Raw genomic sequence first — 18,998 nt, 5'->3', positions numbered from 1 at the left:
TCTGCCCGGTTTTGCTATGCAGGAAAAAAGAGAGGAGGGGAACCCGGCTTTGAATTATGAGTCTATTGATTCCTTAAAGGGGATCGGAGAAAAAACAGGAAAATTGTTTCAAAAGGTTGGAGTGATAACCGTTGGAGATCTTCTGGAATATTATCCGAGAGCTTATGACACCTATGAGGAGCCTTGTTCTATTGGGGAGCTTAAGCCGGATCAGGTGATGACAGTTGCCGGGATGCTTTTTAAGACTCCGGATGTAAAACGGTACAGCCACATCCAGGTCATCACAACGACTTTAAAGGATATGACGGGAACTCTTTTGCTCACCTGGTACAATATGCCCTACCTTCATTCCACTTTAAAAGCGGGAATGCGCGCTGTTTTCCGTGGCCGGGTGGTGAAGAAAAACGGCCGTCTGACCATGGAACAGCCCGAGATATTTACGGCGGAGGCTTATGAGCAGGTGGTCCATTCCATGCAGCCTGTATACGGACAGACCAAGGGACTGAGCAATAAAACCATTGTCAGGGCTCAAAAGCAGGCCTTAAGCCTCCGTGGCATGGTGCGGGATTATATGCCTGGGGATTTGCGCAAAAAGCACGAACTGGCGGAATATAATTTTGCTATTGAACATATTCATTTTCCGACGGACCGGAATGAACTGCTGTTTGCCAGAAAAAGGCTGGTGTTTGATGAGTTTTTTCTTTTTCTAATGGCGGTCCGGCGTCTAAGAGACAAGAGAGAGGATAAAAAGAGCGCTTATATTTTAAATCTATCCCCCCAGGTGGAGGCTTTAAAGAAAAGTCTTCCCTATTCCCTGACCAATGCCCAGGAAAAGGTTTTATATGAGGTATACGGCGATTTGTCAGGTGGGCAGGTCATGAACCGCCTTATTCAGGGAGACGTGGGCTCCGGTAAGACGATCATCGCTATACTTTCCCTTCTTCAAGCGGCGTATAACGGATACCAGGGGGCCCTTATGGCGCCTACGGAGGTACTGGCAAAGCAGCATCTTGAATCCATGACAGAGCTGTTTGCCATGCATCAGATCGATAAAAAACCCATACTTGTTACGGGCTCCATGACAGCAAAGGAAAAAAGAATTGCTTACGAAAAGATTGCTTCCCATGAGGCGGATATCATTATCGGCACTCATGCCCTTATTCAGGAGAAGGTGGTATACGATAATCTGGCACTGGTGATTACCGATGAACAGCACCGGTTCGGGGTAAGCCAACGGGAAATGCTGGGGAAAAAGGGGGAAGAGCCTCATGTTCTGGTAATGAGCGCCACACCCATCCCGCGGACCCTGGCCATTATCATTTACGGAGATCTGGACATTTCTGTCATTGATGAGCTGCCCGCAAACCGATTACCCATTAAAAACTGTGTTGTGGATACCGGTTACCGGGAGAAGGCTTATGAATTTATCCGGAAAGAGGCAGCAAGCGGCCGCCAGGCCTATGTGATCTGCCCTATGGTAGAAGCAAGCGAAATGATTGAAGCGGAAAATGTAGTGGATTATACGAAAATCTTAAGGGAGGCGCTTCCGGGAATTTCAGTGGAATACCTTCACGGGAAAATGAAGCCGAAAGAAAAAAACGGGATCATGGAAAGATTTGCCTGCGGGGAAATCAAGGTTCTGGTATCCACCACTGTAATCGAGGTAGGAGTAAACGTTCCCAATGCAACGGTTATGATGATTGAAAATGCAGAGCGCTTCGGCCTGGCTCAGCTTCACCAGCTGAGAGGCCGCGTGGGGCGGGGGAAATACCAGTCTTACTGTATTATGGTAGGAACCTCGGACCAGGAGGGGACGAAAGAACGGCTGGATATCTTGACCCAGTCCAATGACGGCTTTTTTATTGCTTCAGAGGATTTAAAGCTTCGGGGACCAGGTGATGTTTTCGGTATCAGGCAGAGCGGAGATCTGGAATTTAAGCTGGGGGATATATTTACGGATGCAAACCTGTTAAAGACCGTTTCAGATGAAGTGAAACGGCTTTTTGAGGAGGATCCGGAGCTTATGAAAGAGGAGCACCAGGAGCTTAATGGCAAGCTGAAAGAGTATCTTGAGAAAAGCTATGATAAGCTTAATTTGTAGTTAAAATTATCTGGATTTATGATTTTTGCAGAAAATATTTGCAATAATCGACGGCAAATGATAAACTTATTTACGTAAAATTATCAAGTCAGGAAACAGGAGGAATGTAATGAGTAGATTAGCTTTAAAAATGGATGCCAAAGATGCCATGAGGGAGGCACTGGTAAGCCCTTATATGGTTACAATAATTTTAGGTGTCATTACGATTGTATTATCTGCTGTGCAGGGATTTCTGGATATATGGCAGGGCATGATAGATAATGCAGGCGCTTATGGGGATATAGGCCAGACTGGAGCGTTTGCGGCCAGCAGCGTTATTTTTGTAATTATTAATATTATTATCAGCACTATTATCCAATTCGGATATCAGTCGTACTGTTTAAAGGTTGCTAACAGGGATAATACTATGTCATACGGTGATTTATTCGGATCTGTAAGGTATTTCTTTAAAGCCCTGGGACTGCTTCTCATGGTGTCCCTGCTTACATTTTTGTGGGCTTTACTTTTTATCATTCCGGGAATTATAGCTGCTTACCGCTATTCACAGGCTATTTTTGTTCTGGTTGAGGATCCAAGTAAAGGTATCATGCAGTGCATCCGTGAAAGTAAGGAAATGATGGTAGGACATAAGTGGGAATTCTTTGTTCTGGAACTGTCCTTTATTTTATGGCAGCTTTTGGGCCTTGTCACCTGTGGTCTGGCTTTCATTTATGTATATCCCTATATGAAGGTTACTTTTGCTAATTATTATAATGCAGTAAAGCCAAAAACTGTTGTATATGAGGAAGCAACTGTATTTGAGTAAACGATTAAAGGGTTCAATTCTTTTTTAAGAGGTTGGACCCTAATTATTTATAAAGATTTGCTGCTTATACGGCAAATAAGTGGAGGAGCACGGAAGATGAAGTGTGTGTTAATTGGAATTGCCGGAGGAACCGGTTCAGGGAAGTCAACCTTTACCAACCGGTTAAAGGAAGCATTTTGCGACGATATTGCGGTTATTTATCATGATAATTATTATAAAAAGCAGGATGGGATCTCTTTTGAAGAGAGAAAGAAAATGAATTATGACCATCCCGAAGCTTTTGAAACGGAGCTTTTACTGGAGCAGCTTCGGAAACTGCGGGCAGGAGAAGCGGTTGATGGCCCTGTTTATGATTATTCCATGCATAACCGTTCTCAAGATGTGGTGAAGGTAGAGCCTAAAAAGGTTATTTTAGTCGAGGGGATCCTGGTTTTTGCGGATGATCGCTTGAGGAGCATGTTTGATATAAAAATCTTTGTGGAAGCTGATGCCGATGAACGGATCCTTCGCCGTGTGATCCGGGATGTGAAAGAAAGAGGACGGGATATCGAGGGTGTTGTGGAACAGTACTTAACCACAGTTAAGCCTATGCATTATTTGTTTGTGGAGCCTACGAAGCCCATGGCGGATGTTATTATAAACAGCGGCATGAATGAGGTTGCATTCCAGTTGGTCAAAACGAATATTGAAAAGATATTGGAGACTGGTCAAGAGGATTAAAACCGTATTTTCATGAGAATGTTTATGAAGGCTCGATTTTTTTCCTAAAAAATTACATTTTACGAAAAACCTTCTAGTGTATTTCATTCTATTCCAGCCATAATAGGAGTGTAGCACAAAACACACCATGAATTATTAAAAAAAACAAATCATGGTGAATAGATGAGAAGGAGGCATATCATTATGTCAGGTAGATCTAATACTACAAATGTACCAGAAGCAAAAGAAGCAATGGATCGTTTTAAAATGGAAGTTGCCAACGAGATTGGTGTTCCGTTAACAAACGGTTATAACGGAAACTTAACTTCCGCTCAGAATGGTTCCGTAGGCGGTTATATGGTTAAGAAGATGATCGAAGCCCAGGAAAGACAGATGGCAGGTAAATAACCTGTAAAAAACAAAAAAACACCCTTCGAATAAACATTATAACCAGTAAACTTGGATAATAGAAGGGAAACCGGGAGCTGCAGTTTCGTAACTGATATTCAGTTATAGGAGCTGCGGCTCCTATTTTTTGAGGAATTAGTTGTATATCTTCCGGATTCATATTATAATGATTTGGAAAAATAAAGTGAGGAATTATCATGAGAGTGATTGCCGGGAAAGCCAGAAGGCTTGTTTTAAAGACCATAGAGGGGCAGGATACACGGCCCACCACAGATAGAATTAAAGAAACGCTTTTTAATATGATTCAGGGGGACATGCCTGATTGCTGTTTTCTGGATCTATTCTCCGGAAGCGGAGCTATTGGAATCGAGGCGCTGAGCCGGGGAGCCAGACTTGCAGTCATGGTGGAGCAGAGTCCGGGAGCAGCGGAATGCATTCGTGAGAATTTAAAGACCACAAAGCTGGAAGATGGCGCCGCTGTGTTGAACTGTGACGTCACTACAGGACTTAGAAGACTGGAAGGGAAAGGGTATGTGTTTGATTTTGTTTTTATGGACCCTCCCTATAATAATGATTGGGAAAAAAAGGTCTTGCAGTATCTGGCCGCTTCCAGCCTGATTGATGAGGAAACGACCATTATTGTGGAAGCCTCTTTAGAAACCTCTTTTGATTATCTGGAGAATCTGGGATACAGGATTGTAAGGGAAAAGGATTATAAGACGAATAAACATGTGTTTGTTGCAAAGAATTAATATAGGAAATTTCCCGGAAAGCATGGGAAATAAATGGAAAAGGAAGTAATCGTATGAGAAAAGCAGTTTATCCGGGAAGCTTTGATCCGGTGACATTTGGCCATTTGGATATTATTGAGCGTTCTGCCAGGATGTCGGATCATCTGATCATAGGAGTTTTAAATAATAATTCAAAAACGCCGTTGTTTTCTGTAGAAGAACGTGTTAATATGTTAAAGAGCCTTACCAAAGATCTTCCCAATGTGGAGGTGAAATCGTTTGGAGGGTTATTAGTTGATTTTGTACGAGCTAATCAGGCGGATGCAGTTATTCGCGGGCTTCGGGCTGTAACGGATTTTGAATATGAATTGCAGATCGCACAGACAAACAGGGTTATGGCCCCGGAAATTGATACTGTGTTTTTGACGACGAATTTAAAATATTCTTACTTGAGTTCCAGCATTGTGAAGGAGATTGCCGCCTACGGCGGGGAGATAAACACGTTTGTACCTGCATGTGTTGCGGAGCGTGTAATGAAGAAGATGGAAGATAGAATGAAATAAGGGTAAGGAGTGTTCGTATTATGATGAGCAGAATTGAACAGTTAATCGGTGAAATTGAAGAATATATTGACAGCTGCAAGTACCAGCCGCTCTCCAACAGCAAGATCGTGGTCAACCGGGATGAGCTTGAAGAGCTACTGGTAGAACTCCGTCTGCGCATTCCGGATGAAATCAAGCAGTATCAGAAGATTATCAGCAACCGCGATGCCATTATGAATGAAGCCCGCCAGCAGGCGGATTCTATTCTGGTCCAGGCCAATGCTCAGACAAATGAGCTGGTCAATGAGCACGAGATCATGCAGAAAGCATACACCCAGGCCAATGATATCATTGAACAGGCCAACAGCCAGGCCCAGCAGATCGTGGAACAGGCAGTATCTGACGCCAACGGCATCAGGCAAAGTTCCGTTCAGTATACGGATGATATGTTAAAGAGCCTTCAGACCATTATCAGTCATTCCATGGAAGGGGCCCAGGGCCGTTTTGACGCTTTTATGACTTCCATGCAGTCAAGCTATGATATCGTCTCTTCTAACCGCCAGGAGCTGACAGGAGCTGTTATGCCCATGGCAGAAACAGAAGAAAACGAGACAACAGAATAAATAGTATGATGGTAAGGAAGCTGTGAAGTACTTTCCAAGCTACATAGTGCCGGATGGATAATCCGGCATTTTTTATAACACTCTTTGTCTGGAAAATACCGGATAATCCTCCGAATGCGGTTACGGTTCCGATCCACAAGCCGCCGGAGATTCCTGTAAAGGCCTGGGAAACGGCCTTGATTCCTGTGGTGATTTCAACAAATCCCAGGATAACAGCCTTATACTGGGGGAGTTCAATGGGAAGCTTTGTTATGTAGAGGGCCAGGATGGAAAAGAGCATGATATATCCCCCGATTTTCACCATGACTTCGCAGGAATCCATCAGGCTGTCGTCAAAGGACTTGGAAGATTCTCTGGTTACGGGGAAGGACAGGGCAGGCCCATTTATGCCATAACAGCTCCGGGCTGCAATGGAAATAGGAATTATTGGCAGGTAGACACAGGCAAGTAGGAGCCAGACCGGTACTGTTGGGGGAAGGCCCCCGGCAGCATAGCCTAATAAAAACATGGGGCTTGGATGATTGCAGATGGCTAAAAGGTATCTTCCTTCTTTTTCCGAGATACGTTTATTATCCATGAAATCACTGCAGGTTCTTGCTCCCATGGGATAGCCGCAGAGAAGGCCGGAAATAAGGGTATAGCTTCCTGCATCCGAAAGGCAGAAGAACCGATAGAGGATCCTTCTGACTGGGAAAATAAGGATTCGGATTGCATTTAAGGCCACAATGACATTAGAGCATATCATAAAGGGCAGAAGGGTGGGCACAACCACAGAGCCCCATAAAACAAGTCCGTTTCTTGCTCCTTCAAAGGCAATGGCTGGATAACGGAGCAGCAGAATTAAGGCAGCAACGGAAAGCAGACGGAAAAAGGATTTTTTCATGTACACCTGAATAGATTGTTTTATACAATTATATGAAATGGCATGACTGATATGATGGTGATTCTTCTTTTCATCCTGATCCTTTCCGTTTTCCAGGTAACTATGATCGATTACCTGTATAATAATCCTACCTTTTACCAGCTTGATGCTTATACCTGGGAAAGCGATGATTTCAGGAGCTTACAGCTTGGAAAAATGGTGGCGGAATGGGATTCTCTTGATTATGATACTTTGACTTCCTTAATGGTGGAGCATCAGTATGATCTGACTGGGGTAACAGACCGTGATACCCATACGGACCGACTTTTAAAGGTAAAGCCGGCGGAGTATAGAAAGCTTCGCCAGGCCTACGAAACCATTTTAACTGATTTAAAGTTTTTTCCGATCCCAACAAACGTCCAATCCGGTTCTCCGGATATAAGCTATCAAAACGGCTGGATGGATACAAGGACCTATGGGGGAGAACGTGGACATGAAGGCTGCGACATCATGGGAACGGAACAGCCCAGAGGGCATTATCCGGTGGTCAGCATGAGCGACGGAGTGATAGAAAAAGTGGGGTGGCTGGAAAAGGGAGGCTGGCGGATCGGGATACGGACTCCAAAGGGAGCCTATCTTTATTATGCCCATCTTTACGGCTACAGCAGACAGTGGAAGGAAGGGGACGAAGTATCGGCAGGGGAGCTGTTAGGGTTTATGGGAGACACCGGCTACAGCCAGGTAGAGGGGACTACCGGCAATTTTCCAGTCCATTTGCATCTGGGGATTTATTTACGGACCGACCATTATGAGGAGATGAGCGTCAATCCATACTGGGTCTTAAAATATCTGGAGAAATACCGGTTGAAATATTCGTATTAGCATATTATCGGAAGCAAAAATCGCTTCCGATAATCGGATGGGCGGGCTAGAAAGCAGTTTGGATAATCGGAAGGATGACCGATAAAGCCGGCCTTTTATCGAAACTTGCCTTGCAAATTTCGAAAAGCTATATTAAGATTGCTTACATAGACATTCGATGAGCCAAAGGCGAATTGAACATCCTAAACATATAGGAGCGACAACGTGAAAGAACGAAAAATCTCGGAAGAATTTTTAAACAGAATGAAAAATTTATTAGGGGAAGAGGAGTATGAGGCATATTTAAGAAGCTTTGATGAGGAACGGCTCTATGGGCTGCGCGTCAATACCCTTAAAATAACCCCGGAAAAATTTACTGAAATGACAACCCTTAAGCTTGAACCCGTTCCCTGGATCCTTAACGGTTTTTACTATGAGGGAGAAGAACGTCCGGCCAAAGATCCTTATTATTACGCCGGGCTTTACTATCTCCAGGAACCCAGTGCCATGACGCCGGCAAGTCTGCTTTCCGTGGTACCGGGAGACAAAGTCTTAGATCTGTGCGCAGCGCCTGGAGGGAAAAGCACGGAGCTGGGGGCAAAGCTGAAAGGCAAAGGCCTTTTGGTATCCAATGACATCAGCAATTCCAGGGCAAAGGCCTTGCTCAAGAACTTAGAATTGTGGGGAATCGAAAATATTTGTGTCACCAGTGAGGAACCAAAGAAATTAAAGGAAACCTTCGGTGAATTTTTTGATAAAATACTGGTAGATGCTCCCTGCTCGGGAGAAGGGATGTTCCGCAAGGATGCAGATATGGTAAAAAGCTATGAGGAACACGGTCCGGAGTATTATGCCGGGATTCAAAGGGAAATCATGGATCAGGCAGTAGACATGCTTGCTCCCGGCGGGCTTCTTTTATACTCCACCTGTACGTTTTCTGCCTGTGAAAATGAAGATATTATCAGCCGGACCCTGGATTGCCATGAGGAGATGGAGTTGATCAAGCTTCCTCTTTTTGAAGGGGCCAGCAGCGGGATCGGCCTCCCCGGCTGTCTCCGCCTTTTTCCCCATAAGATCAGGGGAGAAGGGCATTTTATGGCATTGCTGAAAAAGAAGGACTGCACGGCAGGAGATGGAATTTTCGGGAAAACCGGCAGCAAACAGCCACCTCTGCCTGATGAACTTTCTGATTTCCTTTCCATGGTATCAAAGCCTATGGAGCGCTCCCGTATCCGGATAAAGAATGATGCGGTTTACTATTTGCCCGAACTTTTTCCGGAGAATACCAGTGGTCTGCGCTACTTAAGGACCGGACTTTTGCTGGGTGAGATGAAGAAGGGACGTTTTGATCCGGGACAGGCTTTTGCCATGACCTTAAAGCCGGAAGAGTTCAGACAAGCTATCTCATGGGAAAAGCAGGATGAGAGGGTGATTCGCTATTTAAAAGGGGAAACCATTTTCTTAAAGGAAGGGGAGGAACCAATAAAAGGCTGGTGCCTGGTCTGTGTGGAAGGCTTCCCTCTTGGCTTTGCCAAGGGAGGCGGATCGACATTGAAAAACAAATACTATCCGGGATGGCGGTGGCAATGATGAAGGAATTAAGACTTGATAAATATTTAACGGAGATGGGAGAAGGAACGCGAAGCCAGATCAAGGAAATGGCTAGAAAAGGCAGGATTCTGGTAGACGGCATAACGGAGAAAAGGGCGGAGCGCAAAATCGATCCGGAGCAGCATCAGGTATCCGTGGATGGTCGTCCGGTTTCCTATGTCCGGTATGAATACTATATGCTGAACAAGCCTCAGGGCGTGGTATCAGCCACTGAAGATTCCCGTTACGAAACTGTGGTAAGCCTTATCCGGTCACGGAAGCGGGATGACCTTTTCCCGGTGGGACGGCTGGATATAGATACGGAGGGGCTTCTTCTCATCACCAATGACGGAGACCTGGCTCATCAGCTTCTGTCACCGAAAAAGCATGTGGATAAGGTTTATTTCGCCCAGGTTTTAGGAGAGCTTCCGCCTGATGCAAAAGAACGCATAGAGGAAGGACTTGTGCTTTCCGATGGAACTCCCACGCTTCCGGCTCATTTGGAAGTATTAAGGCAGGGAAAAGAAGAAATGCCTTCTGAGATCCGTTTGACAATCCGGGAAGGAAAATTTCATCAGGTGAAGCGGATGTTTGAAACTCTTGGGTGCCGTGTGATATACTTAAAGAGGATGTCTATGGGAATCCTGGTATTAGATGAAGCGTTAATGCCGGGCGAATACCGCCCGCTTTCAGAAGAAGAGATCCGGGAATTAAAAAGTCATGGAAATACTCTTCGGGCATACCTTTAGGCCCAAAGCACATGGGCAATAACAAGGAAAGGGAGACAAAAGCAGAGAATGTTAGAGCAAAAGAAAGCAGTGATTTTTGACCTGGATGGAACACTGGTTGATTCCATGTGGATGTGGAAATCCATTGATATAGAATTTCTTGGCAGCAGAGGGCTTGCATGCCCGGAAGATCTGCAAAAGGAGATTGAAGGGATGAGCTTTTCGGAAACCGCTTTTTATTTTAAAGAGCGTTTCAATCTGAAGGAATCCCTTGGGGAGATCAAGGCTGTATGGACGGAAATGTCCATTGAAAAATACAGGAACGAGGTTTTGTTAAAACCGGGAGCAGGCGAGTTTCTTAAATACATTGCCGAAATGGGATTAAAGGCAGGAATCGCCACCAGCAACGGACGGCAGATGGTGGATGCGGTGATTGATTCCTTAAATATCGGGCAATATTTTCAGGTAGTTGCTACCTCCTGTGAAGTAACTTATGGAAAGCCTGCGCCGGATATTTATTTAAAGGTTGCCGGGGAGCTTTCCGTAACTCCGGCCCATTGCCTGGTTTTTGAGGATGTCCCTGCCGGGATTCTGGCAGGAAAGCGGGCAGGAATGACGGTATGCGCCATTGATGATGAATTTTCCAGAGATATGGAAGAAGAAAAACGGCAGATGGCTGACTACTTTATATACGATTATCACCAGATACTGAAAAGAAAGGTCGAAAAATCATGATGCACGATTATCTTCCCATGAACCGGTCTGATATGAATATCAGAGGGTGGAAGCAATGTGACTTTATCTATGTCACCGGAGATGCCTATGTGGACCATCCATCCTTTGGCCATGCCATTATCAGCCGCCTTTTGGAGGCCCATGGCTATAAGGTGGGGATCATATCCCAGCCGGACTGGAGGGATCGGGCCAGCATCCAGGTTTTAGGGGAGCCCCGCCTTGGATTTTTGGTTTCAGGCGGCAACATGGATTCCATGGTAAATCATTATTCTGTTTCGAAAAAGCGCAGGCAGCAGGATGCCTATACACCGGGTGGAGTCATGGGAAAGCGCCCGGACTATGCGGTTGCTGTTTACTGCAACTTAATCCGGTCCGCCTATAAGAAAACGCCTGTCATTATCGGCGGCATTGAGGCCAGCTTAAGGCGTCTGGCTCATTACGATTACTGGTCAGACCGGTTAAAGCATTCCATCCTGATCGATTCCCAGGCGGATCTTATTTCCTATGGGATGGGGGAAAAGTCCATTGTGGAAATTGCAGATGCATTAAACAGCGGGATTGACATCAAGGATATCACCTTTATCGATGGGACAGTCTATAAGACGGACAGCTTAGAATCCGTATATGATGCCCAGATTCTTCCTTCTTACGACAAAATGAAGGCTGATAAACTGGAATATGCAAAAAGCTATTACATTCAGTATAATAATACGGACCCATTTACCGGAAAACGTCTGGTGGAGCCATATAAGGACAATTTATTTGTGGTCCAGAATCCTCCGGCCAAGCCTCTTTCCATGGAGGAGATGGATGAGGTCTATGCTCTACCTTATTTGAGGAATTACCATCCTTCTTATGAGGAGCTTGGGGGAGTTCCTGCCATCAGGGAAATTAAATTCAGCCTGATCAGCAACCGTGGCTGCTTTGGTGCATGCAGCTTTTGCGCCCTTACCTTCCATCAGGGCAGGATCATACAGGCCAGAAGCCATAATTCCCTTCTGGATGAGGCAAAGCTTTTGACAGAAGAGCCGGACTTTAAGGGATATATCCATGACGTAGGAGGACCCACGGCGGATTTTAGGTCCCCGGCCTGTGAAAAACAGATGACAAAGGGAGCCTGCCCCAACCGGCAGTGCCTGTTCCCGGATCCTTGCAGGAATTTAAAAGCGGATCATACGGACTATATTGAATTGCTGAGAAAGTTAAGAAACCTGCCAAAGGTGAAAAAGGTATTCATCCGTTCCGGCATCCGGTTCGATTATGTGCTGGCGGACTCTGGCAAAAAGTTTCTAAAGGAGCTTTGCCAGTACCATGTCAGCGGACAGTTAAAGGTGGCCCCGGAGCATGTGTCGGATAAGGTGCTTTCAAAAATGGGAAAACCCCGGAACCAGGTATACCGCCAGTTCGTAAAGGAATATAACGAAATGAATGGGCGGCTTGGCATGAAACAGTATTTAGTCCCCTATTTAATGTCCTCCCATCCAGGCTCAGGTCTTTCGGAGGCCGTGGAGCTTGCGGAATATTTACGGGATTTAGGATATATGCCTGAGCAGGTCCAGGACTTTTATCCAACTCCTTCTACCATATCCACCTGTATGTATTACACGGGATATGATCCCCGGACCATGGAAAAGGTGTATGTGCCGGTGAATCCTCATGAAAAGGCCATGCAAAGGGCACTGATCCAGTACCGGAATCCGAAAAATTATGAATTGGTTTCTGAGGCATTGAGACTTGCAGGCCGTACCGATTTGATCGGTTATGATAAAAAATGCCTGATCCGTCCGAAAGCAGGCACTCCTGGAGGTTTCTCAGACAATAAAACAGGGAAGAATCTTGGCAGCGGGAATAGAAGAACAGCTTCAGAGACTAGAGACCGCCGGGAACAAAAGAAAAAGACCATAAGAAACGTCCATAAAAAAGCAGGTAAAAAATAAATCCCAAAATGCGTGGGTAAAAATAAAAGAAAAGAAGGAATCAATTATGAAGATTGCCATTGTAACAGGTGCATCTTCCGGCATGGGAAGAGAATTTATCATGCAGATTGCTGACCGTTTTAATGGAATTGGAGAAATATGGGCTATTGCAAGGAGAGAGGAACGGCTGGAGGAGTTGTCCCCTCTTGTTCCGGTTAAGGTCCGGTCCTTTGCCATTGATTTAACGGATGATAGCAGACTGATGAGCTTACAGGATATCCTGGCGAAAGAAAAGCCGGATGTAAAGTGGTTAATTAATGCGGCAGGCTATGGGAAAATCGGCGACGTGGGTACCGTAAACATAGGGGATGAAATGGGCATGGTGGAATTAAACTGCAAAGCCCTTTGCGCTGTGACCCATATGGTTCTTCCCTATATGTCGGAGAACAGCCGTATCATACAGTTTTCCTCTGCTGCCTCCTTTTTGCCTCAACCTGGATTTGCCATTTATGCGGCTACAAAATCCTTTGTGTTAAGCTACAGCAGGGCGCTGAATGAAGAACTGAAGAAAAAGGGAATCTATGTGACGGCAGTATGCCCGGGACCTGTGAAAACCGAATTTTTTGATATTGCGGAAACCACGGGAAAGATTCCTCTTTACAAGCGGGTGGTCATGGCAGATCCTAAGAAGGTGGTAAGTCTGGCTTTGCGGGACAGCATGATGGGGCGTCCGGTTTCCGTATATGGAACCACCATGAAGACCTTCCGGCTTTTGTGCAAAACAGTGCCTCACACCGCCATCTTTCGTCTTATGAAGGGGTTAATGAAGGCTATATAAAAGAGCAGGCAAAGGAAGAGGAATACAAAAGTGAAACGATGCAGGAAGGGACAGTACGGTTACCGTAATTATCACAGAAGAACAGAACTTGGGAAGGTCCTTGCCGGGGCGGCTCTGATACTCATACAGCTATTGGGCCGGGCTATGGCAGACAGCTCATCCTGGAAAAACATACTGACGGTCACAGCCATTCTTTCCGTACTGCCGGTGGCCAATTGGGCTTCGCCCCTTCTGGCCTCATGGAAGTACAAAACGCTGCCGGAGGAACTATATAAAAAAGCTTCATCCCATGAAGGAAAATGCAGTATGCTTTACGATCTGATTATCACCTCCAGGGATGCAATCCTACCGGTGGATGTGGCTGCGGTTCATCCTACCGGTGTCTATGCTTACTGTACCGCCAAAAAGTTCAATACAGGAAAAGCAGAATGTTTTTTTAAGGACATGTTCCTCGGCAATCAGCTAAAACTGGATGTAAGGCTCATTCTGGATGAAAAGGAATTTATCAATTGCCTTTCCAGCTTGAAACCGGAAGCAGAGTATAAGGATGACGGCAGCGTGGAGCGTGGGATCAAGCTGTTAAAAAGCCTGTCCATGTAATCGGCAGGACAGAAATACCCTTTGGGTATACCTCTATGCCAAAGTTCGTGGCAAGGTTAAGAAAGGACAGAACATGCAGTCTTTGATTGTATCGAAAAATGAAGCAGGGCAGCGTTTGGATAAGCTGCTTTCTAAATATTTGAATCTTGCAGAAAAAAGCTTTCTTTATAAGATGATGAGAAAGAAGAACATCATCTTAAACGGCAGGAAGTGCGAGGGTTCGGAAAAGCTTGTAGAAGGAGACGAGGTCAAGCTTTTTCTTTCTGATGAAACCATCGGAAAATTTTCCCAGGTGAAACTTCAGCAGGTAAAGAAAGTATCTTTAAACATTATATATGAGGATGAGCACATCCTTTTGGTAAACAAGCCGGCAGGTATGCTCTCTCAGAAAGCCAGGGAATCAGATGAATCCCTGGTGGAATACATGATCGATTATCTGGTTTCAAACGGCCAGTTATCCACAGACCAGTTAAGGAGCTTCCGGCCTTCCGTGTGCAACCGTCTGGACCGGAACACCAGTGGTCTGGTGGTAGGAGGAAAGTCGCTGGCAGGCCTTCAGATCATGTCCGCCTCCTTTAAGGACAGGAGCATTCACAAGTATTACCAGTGCGTGGTAAAGGGACAGATTTCAGACAGACAGGTAATCACTGGCTATTTGACAAAGTCGGAAGCTTCCAATCAGGTGACGGTCCATAAGCAGGAGGTCCCGGGGAGCGCTCCCATTGTGACGGAATATGAGCCGGTTCAGCGGCAGGAAGGTTACACCCTCCTTAAGGTTACCCTGATCACAGGACGCACCCATCAGATCCGTGCCCATTTATCCTCTATCGGGCACCCAATCGTAGGAGATTATAAATATGGTGACAGCAGGGTCAATGAGGAAGCAAAAAGACTTTACCATATCAATTCCCAGCTTCTCCATTCTTATCAGGTAACATTCCCTGAGCTGCCGGAGCCTCTTTCCTACTTATCAGGCCGGACCTTTTATGCGCCTTTGCCAAAGACCTTTTCAAAAATATGCAGGGAATGGAGATAGGAGGCGGAGATGGGAACCTGGAATACCAGAGGGTTAAGAGGCTCTGCCCTTGAAGAACTGATTAACCGCAGCAATGAAAGCTATCGGGAAAAAGGATTGGCCTTGATCCAGAAGATACCTACGCCGATCACTCCCATTTCCATTGATAAGGAAAGCCGCCACATCACTCTGGCTTATTTTGACCAGAAAAGCACGGTGGATTATATTGGAGCTGTACAGGGAATACCGGTATGCTTTGATGCAAAGGAATGTTCGGCGGGCACATTTCCCCTTCAGAACATTCACCCTCATCAGGTCGCTTTTATGGAAGAATTTGAAAGCCAGGGAGGCATTGCATTCATCATTTTATCTTATACCCAGAAGGATGAGATTTATTATCTCCCATTTGACCAGCTGAAATGGTTCTGGAAACGGATGGAGGATGGTGGGCGGAAAAGCTTTACCTACGAGGAAGTGGATAAAACCTGGCGGATCACGAGCTACCGGGATATTTTCGTTCACTACCTGGAATTGATCCAGAAAGATTTGGATAGAAGAGATTGACAAGAACCACTTTTTCCCCTATAATTGACTACACGTTATCGAATTATCACTTTACCATAAGAAAGTGACATAAAATGATAAACCGTGAAAATAATTTTCTTCACTGCATTTATGGCGGCTTATCATGGAAATGCGAAGCAGAAGACGGAGGTTATTATGGCAAATAAACTGTTACATACGCCGGATGGAGTCCGGGATATTTATGGAGTGGAGTGTACGAGAAAGGCCGCGGTGCAGGAGAAGATGTTAAAAGTTTTCCATTTAAGCGGATATCAGGACATTGAAACTCCCACCTTTGAATTTTTTGATATTTTTAATGAATCCCGGGGAAGTGTCAAGGCAAAGGAGATGTTTAAGTTTTTTGACAGGGATAACCACACCTTAGTGCTGCGCCCGGATGAGACGCCTGCCATAGCCAGATGTGCGGCCAAATATTTTCTGGATGAAGACATGCCCATCCGTCTTTGCTATATTGAAAGGACCTTTATCAATAACTCCAGCTATCAGGGCAGACTTAAGGAAGCCAGCCAGACCGGAGTGGAGTTTATTGGAGATGATTCTGCGGATGCGGATGCAGAGATCCTTTCCATGGTGATCAGGGCCTTGAAGGCGTCAGGATTGACGGAATTCCAGGTGGAATTAGGTGAAGTGGATTTTTTCAAAGGGCTGATAGAAGAGGCCGGCATGGACGAGGAAATGGAGGAGGCTCTAAGGGAGCTTATTGAAAATAAAAATTATTTTGGTGTAGAAGAACTGGTGATGGCCCAGCCCATTTCAAAGGAGTTAAAGCAGGTGTTTTTAAAGCTTCCGGAACTGTTCGGCTCCCTGGATCAGATCCAGGCGGCCCGGGAACTGACTTCCAATCTAAGAGCGCTGAAGGCGATTGAGCGCCTGGAAGAGGTACACCGGATTCTTGAATATTACGGGCTTTCTGATTACGTTTCTTATGATCTTGGCATGCTGAGCCAGTACCAGTATTATACCGGCATTATTTTTAAGGCTTACACGTATGGAACCGGAGATTACGTGGTCAATGGCGGCAGATATGATAGGCTCTTGGAACAATTTGGAAAGGATGCTCCTGCCGTGGGGTTCGGAATATCGGTGGATGAGCTTTTACTGGCTCTTTCCAGGCAGAACATCGAGATGAAGGTTGATCTGGTGAATACCATGATCCTTTATGAGAAAGATGCCAGGGAAAATGCCATCCGCCTTTCCGGTCATTTCCGAGGTTCCGGTATGGCGGTCCAGCTCCAACTGAAAGACCCGGCCCGTTCCCTTGAGGACTATCAGGCTTACGCAAGGCGCAGGGATCTAAATAATCTGCTGTATTTAGACCACAGCGGGTTTTCCGTAAAGGTCATGAACCTTATTCTGGACCGCTCAGATGAGATACCGCTGTCGGAATATTTAAAATAAATGGGGGAACTTATGAGATATCTGACTTTTGCCCTGGCAAAGGGGCGGCTTGCGAAACAGTCACTTGAAATGTTTGAAAAAATCGGGATCACCTGCGAAGAGATGAAGGACAAGGATTCCCGGAAGCTGATCTTCACCAATGAGGAACTGGGCGTGCGTTTCTTTCTTGCAAAGGCCAGTGATGTGCCTACCTATGTGGAGTATGGAGCGGCTGATCTTGGCATAGTGGGAAAGGACACCATTCTGGAAGAAGGAAGAAAGCTCTATGAGGTCATGAACCTGGGGATAGGAAATTGCAGGATGTGTGTTTGCGGCCCTCCATCGGCGGGTGAGCTTTTAAAACATCATGAAAGGATCCGTGTAGCCACCAAATATCCGGCCATTGCCAAGGACTATTTTTACAATAAAAAGCACCAGACAGTTGAAATCATAAAGCTTAACGGCTCCATTGAGCTGGCGCCGATTGTAGGGCTCTCCGAGGTCATAGTGGACATAGTGGAAACGGGTGCCACCCTTAAGGAAAACGGGCTTACGGTATTGGAGGAAATTTGTCCCTTATCCGCCCGTATGGTGGTCAATCAGGTAAGTATGAAACGTGAGAATGACAGGATCACAAAGCTGATCCGTGATCTGCGTACCTTGCTGCAGGAGGAAAACCGATGAGAATAGTAAAGCTTAACGAAACTTCCAGACAAAATATTCTTTCTGATCTGTTAAAAAGAGATCCTAATAATTATGACGCATATGCCGACACGGTTCAGGAAATCGTGGATACGGTTAAACGGGATGGAGATAAGGCGGTATTTGCCTATACAAGGGAATTTGATAAGGCGGAAATAAAGGCCGAAAACTTTAAGGTGACTGGGCAGGAGATTGAAGAAGCCATGAAGGAAGTGGATCCGGAGCTTATGGAGATCCTTCAAAAATCCATGAAAAATATCCGGCAGTTTCACGAAAAGCAAAGGCAGTACAGCTGGTTTGACAGCAAAGCGGATGGCACCATCCTTGGCCAGAAGATCACATCCTTAGAAAGCGTGGGCGTTTATGTTCCGGGCGGAAAGGCTGCTTATCCGTCTTCGGTCCTGATGAACATCATTCCGGCAGAAGTGGCGGGTGTGAAACGCATTGCCATGGTGACTCCGCCGGGAAAGGATGGAAAGATCAATCCAGTCACCCTGACAGCAGCCCATTTGGCGGGAGTTACAGAGGTTTATAAGGTGGGCGGAGCACAGGCCGTAGCGGCTCTTGCCTTTGGAACGGAATCCATCCCAAAGGTCAACAAGATTGTAGGGCCCGGGAATATTTTTGTGGCTTTGGCAAAAAAGGCGGTTTACGGACATGTGAGCATTGACAGCATTGCAGGACCAAGCGAGATCCTGGTGCTTGCAGATGAGAGCGCCAATCCCCGTTTTGTGGCGGCGGATTTGCTGTCCCAGGCAGAACACGATGAGCTGGCTTCCGCTATTTTAGTAACCACCAGCATGGAGGTTGCTGAGCGGGTGTCAGAGGAAATAGAAACCTTTACCAGAGAACTGCCACGCAGGGAGATCATTGAAAAATCCCTGGATAATTACGGCTACATTCTTGTGGCAGAGACCATGAAGGAAGCCATCCAGACAGTCAATGAGATTGCTCCGGAGCATTTGGAGATTATTACCAAAAATCCATTTGAAGATATGACCAGAATTCACAATGCAGGCGCAATCTTTATTGGAGAATACAGCTCTGAGCCCTTGGGAGATTATTTTGCCGGACCCAACCATGTACTTCCTACCAATGGCACGGCTAAATTTTTCTCAGCCTTAAGTGTGGATGATTTTATAAAGAAATCAAGCATTATATATTACTCAAAGGAAGCTTTGGAAGAGATCCATAAAGATATTGAAGCTTTTGCCGAGGCAGAGCATTTAACCGCCCATGCCAATTCTGTGAAAGTGAGATTTCCACGAAAGCAATGAGCA

Annotated in this window: 20 protein-coding genes; 19 read left to right on the top strand and 1 reads right to left on the bottom strand. The window is 45.7% G+C overall.

What is annotated here, in order from left to right:
* The first annotated feature begins 16 nt into the window (after positions 1 to 16).
* The 7 genes from recG (at position 17) to AC27IJ_RS17395 (ending at position 5,909) form a co-directional block, all read left to right on the top strand.
* Complete coding sequence (gene recG / locus AC27IJ_RS17425; RefSeq protein ID WP_312501766.1) at positions 17 to 2,101, top strand: ATP-dependent DNA helicase RecG; 2,085 nt, start codon at positions 17 to 19, stop codon at positions 2,099 to 2,101.
* Positions 2,102 to 2,210: 109 nt separating this feature from the next.
* Positions 2,211 to 2,906, top strand: coding sequence for a DUF975 family protein (locus AC27IJ_RS17420; protein ID WP_312444014.1), 696 nt, complete (start codon positions 2,211 to 2,213; stop codon positions 2,904 to 2,906).
* A 96-nt stretch (positions 2,907 to 3,002) separates the two neighbouring features.
* Positions 3,003 to 3,626: a uridine kinase gene (gene udk, locus AC27IJ_RS17415; protein ID WP_312444011.1), complete on the top strand. Its 624-nt coding sequence runs from the start codon at positions 3,003 to 3,005 to the stop codon at positions 3,624 to 3,626.
* 183 nt (positions 3,627 to 3,809) lie between these two features.
* On the top strand, positions 3,810 to 4,013 hold the full coding sequence (locus AC27IJ_RS17410; protein WP_013272630.1) for an alpha/beta-type small acid-soluble spore protein: 204 nt from the start codon (positions 3,810 to 3,812) through the stop codon (positions 4,011 to 4,013).
* A 197-nt stretch (positions 4,014 to 4,210) separates the two neighbouring features.
* On the top strand, positions 4,211 to 4,765 hold the full coding sequence (gene rsmD, locus AC27IJ_RS17405; protein ID WP_312444009.1) for a 16S rRNA (guanine(966)-N(2))-methyltransferase RsmD: 555 nt from the start codon (positions 4,211 to 4,213) through the stop codon (positions 4,763 to 4,765).
* A 53-nt stretch (positions 4,766 to 4,818) separates the two neighbouring features.
* A complete protein-coding gene (gene coaD / locus AC27IJ_RS17400) occupies positions 4,819 to 5,307 on the top strand; it encodes a pantetheine-phosphate adenylyltransferase (protein WP_312444007.1) in 489 nt (162 codons plus the stop codon).
* Between the two features lie 20 nt (positions 5,308 to 5,327).
* Positions 5,328 to 5,909 (top strand): vacuolar family H+-ATPase subunit H, encoded by a 582-nt coding sequence (locus tag AC27IJ_RS17395; RefSeq protein WP_312444006.1) that lies wholly within the window; start codon positions 5,328 to 5,330, stop codon positions 5,907 to 5,909.
* On the opposite strand, the gene AC27IJ_RS17390 is transcribed toward AC27IJ_RS17395, so the two are convergent.
* Positions 5,866 to 6,792 (bottom strand): nucleoside recognition protein, encoded by a 927-nt coding sequence (locus AC27IJ_RS17390; RefSeq protein ID WP_312501762.1) that lies wholly within the window; start codon positions 6,790 to 6,792, stop codon positions 5,866 to 5,868. The two genes, AC27IJ_RS17395 and AC27IJ_RS17390, sit on opposite strands and share 44 nt — an antisense overlap.
* Before the next feature lie 51 nt (positions 6,793 to 6,843).
* Between AC27IJ_RS17390 and AC27IJ_RS17385 the strand changes: the two genes are divergently transcribed.
* The 12 genes from AC27IJ_RS17385 to hisD all read left to right on the top strand — a co-directional run bounded on the left by AC27IJ_RS17385 (position 6,844) and on the right by hisD (position 18,995).
* A complete protein-coding gene (locus AC27IJ_RS17385) occupies positions 6,844 to 7,653 on the top strand; it encodes a M23 family metallopeptidase (RefSeq protein ID WP_312443642.1) in 810 nt (269 codons plus the stop codon).
* 204 nt (positions 7,654 to 7,857) lie between these two features.
* The gene (locus tag AC27IJ_RS17380) at positions 7,858 to 9,222 is read left to right on the top strand and encodes an RsmB/NOP family class I SAM-dependent RNA methyltransferase (RefSeq protein WP_312443292.1); all 1,365 of its coding nucleotides are present in this window, start codon (positions 7,858 to 7,860) and stop codon (positions 9,220 to 9,222) included.
* On the top strand, positions 9,219 to 9,971 hold the full coding sequence (locus tag AC27IJ_RS17375) for a pseudouridine synthase (RefSeq protein ID WP_312443294.1): 753 nt from the start codon (positions 9,219 to 9,221) through the stop codon (positions 9,969 to 9,971). The genes AC27IJ_RS17380 and AC27IJ_RS17375 overlap by 4 nt, the downstream gene beginning before the upstream one ends.
* A gap of 48 nt (positions 9,972 to 10,019) precedes the next feature.
* A complete protein-coding gene (locus tag AC27IJ_RS17370; protein ID WP_312443296.1) occupies positions 10,020 to 10,685 on the top strand; it encodes an HAD family hydrolase in 666 nt (221 codons plus the stop codon).
* Complete coding sequence (locus tag AC27IJ_RS17365; RefSeq protein WP_312501761.1) at positions 10,682 to 12,622, top strand: YgiQ family radical SAM protein; 1,941 nt, start codon at positions 10,682 to 10,684, stop codon at positions 12,620 to 12,622. Before AC27IJ_RS17370 ends, AC27IJ_RS17365 begins: the two co-directional genes overlap by 4 nt.
* Before the next feature lie 46 nt (positions 12,623 to 12,668).
* Complete coding sequence (locus AC27IJ_RS17360) at positions 12,669 to 13,439, top strand: SDR family NAD(P)-dependent oxidoreductase (protein WP_312501759.1); 771 nt, start codon at positions 12,669 to 12,671, stop codon at positions 13,437 to 13,439.
* 30 nt (positions 13,440 to 13,469) lie between these two features.
* Positions 13,470 to 14,039 (top strand): O-linked GlcNAc transferase-like protein, encoded by a 570-nt coding sequence (locus AC27IJ_RS17355; RefSeq protein WP_312501758.1) that lies wholly within the window; start codon positions 13,470 to 13,472, stop codon positions 14,037 to 14,039.
* 73 nt (positions 14,040 to 14,112) lie between these two features.
* A complete protein-coding gene (locus AC27IJ_RS17350; protein WP_487149943.1) occupies positions 14,113 to 15,075 on the top strand; it encodes an RluA family pseudouridine synthase in 963 nt (320 codons plus the stop codon).
* Positions 15,076 to 15,084: 9 nt separating this feature from the next.
* Positions 15,085 to 15,618, top strand: a complete 534-nt coding sequence (locus AC27IJ_RS17345) for a Holliday junction resolvase RecU (protein ID WP_312443304.1) — start codon at positions 15,085 to 15,087, stop codon at positions 15,616 to 15,618.
* 156 nt (positions 15,619 to 15,774) lie between these two features.
* Complete coding sequence (gene hisZ / locus AC27IJ_RS17340; protein ID WP_487149940.1) at positions 15,775 to 17,037, top strand: ATP phosphoribosyltransferase regulatory subunit; 1,263 nt, start codon at positions 15,775 to 15,777, stop codon at positions 17,035 to 17,037.
* A gap of 12 nt (positions 17,038 to 17,049) precedes the next feature.
* Positions 17,050 to 17,700 carry an ATP phosphoribosyltransferase gene (gene hisG / locus AC27IJ_RS17335; protein WP_312501754.1) on the top strand — a complete coding sequence of 217 codons (651 nt, stop codon included), beginning with the start codon at positions 17,050 to 17,052 and terminating at the stop codon, positions 17,698 to 17,700.
* On the top strand, positions 17,697 to 18,995 hold the full coding sequence (gene hisD / locus AC27IJ_RS17330; protein WP_487149938.1) for a histidinol dehydrogenase: 1,299 nt from the start codon (positions 17,697 to 17,699) through the stop codon (positions 18,993 to 18,995). The genes hisG and hisD overlap by 4 nt, the downstream gene beginning before the upstream one ends.
* Positions 18,996 to 18,998: the final 3 nt, after the last annotated feature.

The sequence above is a fragment of the Lacrimispora sp. YZC11 genome (assembly GCF_057543815.1).
The sequence above is the reverse complement of the archived record's forward strand: the minus strand, read 5'-3'. Positions and strand labels throughout refer to the sequence as shown.